Below are 5,209 nucleotides of genomic sequence, written 5' to 3' on the forward strand. Positions count from 1 at the left end.
CCCTGTGTGTCAGTGGCGCTGTGCCCTGCTGACTTGATTTATTATGCACCATAACTTTGCATAAGTCAACACTATTTCTCAACTTTTTTTTGCTTTTTATTACTTTTTTATGTTATCCCCATATTAAGTTTATTATCCACTTATTACACACATTTTATCCCCAAAGTTATACACAAATGTGCATAACTTTTCCCTCTTATATCTCATATTTGCTCTCTTCCTCTCATATATTTTATAGGAAGTAAATAGTTAACTCTAAGAGAAAGGAAGTCCTACTATTAACATAAAGGAGTTCCTTATTTTTATTAATAAATCCCCTTTGGAGGTGAATGTAATATGTATGATGTCATCATTATAGGGGCTGGTGTAATCGGCTGCTCTATTGCACGAGAACTTTCTAGATATAAACTTCATACACTCGTTTTAGAAAAAGAGAATGATGTATGCTGTGGGACAAGTAAAGCAAATAGTGCTATTATCCATGCTGGTTTTGATCCTCTACCTCATACTCACAAAGCTAGACTTAATGCAAGAAGTAACCTTTTGTTTAATGAACTAGCTGCCCAGCTAGACATTCCCTTTAAGCGAAATGGAGCCCTTGTCCTTAATCTTAATAAGGAGGATTATTCTAAACTTATAGACCTTAAAGAACGTGGCAAACAAAATGGTGTCCCTGACCTTCAAATTCTTACGCGTTCTGAAGTAATCAGTCTAGAACCTCACCTTGCAGAAAATACCCAAATAGTCAATGCACTCTATGCGCCTACAAGTGGTATTGTCTGCCCTTTCACACTCACACTTGCTCTTGCAGAAAATGCCCATGCTAATGGTGTACAATTTAAATTCAATACCCCTGTTACCTCTATTGTTAAAGAGGAGAATACTTTCATCCTTTCTACACCTTCCGAGTCTTTTAAGGCACGTGCTGTAGTTAATGCTGCTGGTGTATTTAGTGATGCGATCAATAACAGTGTGAGCAAACATACCTTTACTATTACCCCTATTAAAGGTGAATATGACTTATTTGATAAATATGTAGGTAACCTTTTTGGTCGTACCTTATTCCAACTGCCTACTTCTAAAGGGAAGGGGATTCTTGTTACCCCTACCATCGATGGTAATTTGTTAATCGGCCCTACTGCCATGCCATGTACAGATAAAGACAATGTTAATACAACACGTTCTGGCCTAGACCAAGTGCTTGCTGGTGCTTTACGTACTACTACTTCTATCCCTATGGGGTATATAATTACTTCTTTTAGCGGACTTAGAGCTCATAATGATCAAGATGATTTCATCCTTGGTGAAGCACCTGATGTCCCTAACTTCTTTAATGCACTTGGGATTGAATCTCCTGGTCTTAGCTGTGCTCCTCTTATAGGTAAAGAATTAGCTCAAGCTATTTGTGCAAAACTTAAGCCTGCTCCTAATCCAGACTTCACTCCTACCAGGAAAGGTATTGTACATTTTAATAGCCTTCCACTACATAAGCAAAAAGAACTTATTAAAGAAAATCCTCTCTATGGCAAAATTGTATGCCGCTGCGAACAAATTACAGAAGCCGAAATTTTAGAGGCTATTCATAGACCATTAGGTGCCGTAGATTTAAATGGCATTAAAAGGCGTACACGTGCTGGTGCAGGTAGGTGCCAATCCGGCTTTTGCTTTATTAGAAATTCTGAACTTCTTTCTGATATTCCGGATACAACCTATTCTACTCCTACTCTTCCTATAGAAAAAGAATATGACCTTATTATTATCGGAGGAGGGCCCGCTGGATTAAGTGCTGCTCTTGCCGCTCATAAGAAAGGGATAGATCATTTACTTATTATAGAAAGAGAACCTTATCTAGGGGGGATTTTAAATCAGTGCATTCATAGCGGCTTCGGCCTTCATACCTTTAAAGAAGAACTTACAGGTCCTGAATATGCAGAACGCTTTATCCGTAGTGTTCAAAAGGCTCATATTCCTTATCTACTCAGTACAACTGTTACTTCTATTACTCCTAATAAGGAGCTTACAGCATTAAGTCCTTCTTATGGTCTTCTTACGCTTAAAGCAAAAGCTATTATTCTCGCTATGGGATGTAGAGAAAGACCTAGAGGTGCTCTTACTATCCCAGGCTCTAGGTGCAAAGGTATTCTAACTGCTGGCACGGCACAAAAATTGGTCAATATGAAGGGAATTCTCCCTGGTAAGGAAGTCGTTATACTTGGTTCAGGCGATATTGGACTTATTATGGCAAGACGTATGACTTTAGAAGGTGCCCATGTTCAAGCTGTTATAGAAATTATGCCTTTCTCTAGTGGACTTAAACGTAATATTGTTCAGTGCCTAGATGATTATCAAATTCCTCTTAAGCTTAATCATACAGTTATTGAAATTCATGGTCATGATCAAATAGAAGGTGTTACTGTTGCTGAAGTTGATGCTAATAGACAACCTATCCGTTCTACAACAACTTTTATCCCCTGCGATTTACTACTTCTTTCTGTAGGGCTCCTCCCTGAAAATGAACTTTCTCGTCAGGCCAAGGTTAATCTCTCACCTATTACAGGTGGTCCTGTTGTTACAGATACACTTGAAACAAGTACGCCTGGTATCTTTGCCTGTGGTAATGTACTTCATGTTCATGACCTTGTAGACTATGTTTCTGAAGAAAGCTCTCTTGCAGGCGAGAAGGCTGCTGACTATATTCTTGAAGATACTCCAGATGCAAATAACCCTATTTCTATATTCACTGAAGAAGGTATACGTTACTGTATTCCTCAGTTCATTCAACCAGCTCCTATAGAACCTATTACTTTAAGATTTAGAGTGAATAAAGTTTATAAAAATGCTTATAAGTGTCTCTATTTTGATGACACACTAGTTCTGAGAAAGAAAAAACGTATTTTTACTCCTGGTGAAATGGAAAACTTTATCCTTACACCAGATTTATTTACATCTCACCCTAATCTTAAGTCCATCACCCTCAAAATAGAAAGGAGTTAGAAGATGCATAAAGTTGAACTTACTTGTACCTGCTGCCCTTTAGGCTGCCTACTTACAGCTACTTTAGAAAATAATCAGGTCATAACTGTTACAGGTAACTCCTGCAAAATTGGCCGAGAGTATGCAAAAGAAGAATGCATTCATCCAACACGCCTTTTAACTTCTACTATACCTGTTATAAATGGTATTCTCCCTAGGGTAGCTGTTAAGACCGCAAAGCCTATTCCTAAAGAAATGATTATGCCCTGTATGGAGGCTATTAAAAAACTAAAAGTGCGGGCACCTATTAATTTAGGGGATATTATCTGCAAAGACTTAGCTCATACAGGCATTAGCCTTATTGCGACTCAAAGTGTTTCAAAAACACCCTAAATCTTTACATGGTAGTATGCTAGAATAAAGTTATAGATGAATGAGGGGGTATTTTATTTATGTCAAAATACATTATGTCATTAGACCAAGGTACTACAAGCTCCAGATGTATTTTATTTAATAAAAATGGTCTAATCGAAAGTGTAGCTCAAAAAGAATTTACACAAATTTATCCTAAAGCTGGATGGGTAGAACATGATCCTATGGAAATTTGGTTTACCCAAATAAGTGTAGCTACTGAAGCTATGCAAAAAATTAATGCTACTGCCAGTGATATTGCCGCTATAGGTATTACCAATCAGCGTGAAACAACAGTAATATGGGATAAAACAACAGGTAAACCTATTTATAATGCTATTGTATGGCAATGTCGTAGAACCTCTGATATATGTGATGTCTTAAAAGAAGAAGGCTTTGATCAGATTATTAAAGAAAAAACTGGGCTTATTATAGATGCTTATTTTTCAGCAACTAAAATTAAATGGATTTTAGATCATGTGGAAGGCGCTAGGGAAAAAGCATTAAAAGGCCAGCTCCTCTTTGGTACAATAGATACCTGGCTTATCTGGAATCTTACAAAAGGTAAAGTACACGTAACAGATTACTCTAATGCTTCTAGGACAATGCTCTTTAATATTCATACCCTTAAATGGGATGAGGAAATACTCACTAGATTAGATATTCCAACTAGTATGCTCCCTCAAGTTAAACCATCAAGCTGTGTATATGGACATACCAATGCTACTCTGCTGGGCGGAGAAATTCCTATTAGTGGTGCTGCTGGGGATCAGCAAGCTGCCTTGTTTGGTCAGGTTTGCCATACTCCTGGCACAGCTAAAAACACTTATGGCACAGGATGCTTTCTTCTTATGAATACAGGTGAAAAAGCTATCCTCTCTCATAAAGGCCTACTTACTACCATCGCCTGGGGTATAGATAATAAAGTTGAATATGCTTTAGAAGGTAGTGTATTTATTGCAGGTGCTGCTATTCAATGGTTACGTGATGAGCTTCGTATGATAGACCATGCTGCACATACTGAGACTTATGCCAATTCTGTCCCAGATTCCAATGGTGTTTATATCGTTCCTGCCTTTACAGGGCTTGGAGCACCTTATTGGGACCAGTATGCAAGAGGTACTATATTAGGCCTTACACGTGGTGTTAAGAAAGAACATTTTATTAGAGCGACTTTAGAATCATTAGCTTATCAGACTTATGACGTGCTTATGGCTATGCAAGAGGACTCTGGTATCTCACTTAAAGCACTTAAAGTAGATGGCGGTGCATGTGCTAATAACTTCCTTATGCAATTCCAGTCAGATATACTTGGTGCAAAGGTAGATAGACCAGAAGTTATTGAAACTACTGCCCTAGGTGCAGCCTATTTAGCAGGTCTCGCTGTAGGTTATTGGAAAGATCAAGAAGACATTAGCACCAACTGGGCCCTTTCAAAGAGTTTTACTCCAAAAATGGAATCTTCCAAACGTGAATTTCTACTTAAAGGGTGGCATAAAGCTATCAAATGCACTAGAGAATGGGCTAAAGAAGATTAAAAAGGTGAGGTTATTTCTAACTTTGAAATAACCTCACCTTTTTAGTAGTAGTACATGTTGGTATGATATGCTCTTATCATTTTAATAACCATTGTGAAATAACAAAACAAAAAAGCCCCAGCAACTTTTGCAATCAAAAGCTTCTGGGACTTTTATCCATTGCGGAGACAGGACTTGAACCTATGACCTTCGGGTTATGAGCCCGACGAGCTACCAACTGCTCCACTCCGCGATATTAAAAATTTGGCAACCACCTACTCTCCCGGGCCGTCTCCAGCCAAGTACCA

The 5,209-nt window shown here is 38.2% G+C and carries 3 protein-coding genes and 1 tRNA gene; 3 read left to right on the forward strand and 1 reads right to left on the reverse strand.

Annotated features, from left to right (window positions below; all coding sequences use genetic code 11):
• The first annotated feature begins 336 nt into the window (after positions 1-336).
• Genes ACLTBU_RS16950 through glpK form a run of 3 tightly spaced genes read left to right on the forward strand, consistent with a single transcriptional unit; the run spans position 337 to position 4,922 of the window.
• A complete protein-coding gene (locus ACLTBU_RS16950) occupies positions 337-2,994 on the forward strand; it encodes an FAD-dependent oxidoreductase (RefSeq protein WP_412220169.1) in 2,658 nt (885 codons plus the stop codon).
• 3 nt (positions 2,995-2,997) lie between these two features.
• Positions 2,998-3,366 carry a DUF1667 domain-containing protein gene (locus tag ACLTBU_RS16955; RefSeq protein ID WP_412220170.1) on the forward strand — a complete coding sequence of 123 codons (369 nt, stop codon included), beginning with the start codon at positions 2,998-3,000 and terminating at the stop codon, positions 3,364-3,366.
• Positions 3,367-3,425: 59 nt separating this feature from the next.
• Positions 3,426-4,922 (forward strand): glycerol kinase GlpK, encoded by a 1,497-nt coding sequence (glpK, locus tag ACLTBU_RS16960; protein ID WP_412220172.1) that lies wholly within the window; start codon positions 3,426-3,428, stop codon positions 4,920-4,922.
• A gap of 159 nt (positions 4,923-5,081) precedes the next feature.
• Here the strand turns inward: glpK and ACLTBU_RS16965 are convergent.
• A tRNA-Met gene (locus ACLTBU_RS16965) sits at positions 5,082-5,154 on the reverse strand.
• Positions 5,155-5,209 lie beyond the last annotated feature (55 nt).

It is taken from the genome of Zhenhengia sp. (assembly GCF_046966505.1).
GTDB lineage: Bacteria > Bacillota > Clostridia > Lachnospirales > Cellulosilyticaceae > Zhenhengia > Zhenhengia yiwuensis.